Below are 494 nucleotides of genomic sequence, written 5' to 3' on the forward strand. Positions count from 1 at the left end.
GACGGTAGATGCCGCCAGCAACACGGCGGCGAGCAAGGCGTTCGAAAGGCGGGGTGGGCGTGCGACGGGCGTGGGCAGGCCCGAACTGGCGTGGCGCATGATGGTCTCCGGGATAGGCATGAAGTCCCGGCGCGGACGGCCGGGATCGTTATGCGGCGGATTCTGCATCCGCCCGGAGGGAGGGTCAAACGCCGGAAAGGCTTTGCGGCGCTGTTTAGCGGCGATTACTAAACTGGCCGCGCTTGATGGTCAAACGATGCCGCCCGCCGCGCGGACAGCGGCGTGCGGCGTTTTAGTAAAGCCGCCCGTCAGCGCTGCGGTTCGAAGAACAACACCTCGCCTGTCGCGGTGGCCGCGATCAGCTGGCCGTCGTACCAGGCCGGCGAACCCTCAAAGGCACCGAGGCGCTTGACGTATTCCATGGCCGAGTACAGCGCATGCGGTCCGCCCTCGTACATGTGCTTCGTGTCCAGCTTGCCCGTGGCCGTGTCGAT

General features: G+C 66.2%; 1 pseudogene. It reads right to left on the reverse strand.

Features of this window, described 5'->3' with window-relative positions:
- Positions 1-308: 308 nt before the first annotated feature.
- Positions 309-494: pseudogene (locus ACEN88_RS34070) on the reverse strand (serine/threonine protein kinase); the annotation flags it as partial.

The sequence above is a fragment of the Massilia sp. CT11-108 genome (genome assembly GCF_047302915.1).
GTDB lineage: Bacteria > Pseudomonadota > Gammaproteobacteria > Burkholderiales > Burkholderiaceae_D > Telluria > Telluria orientalis.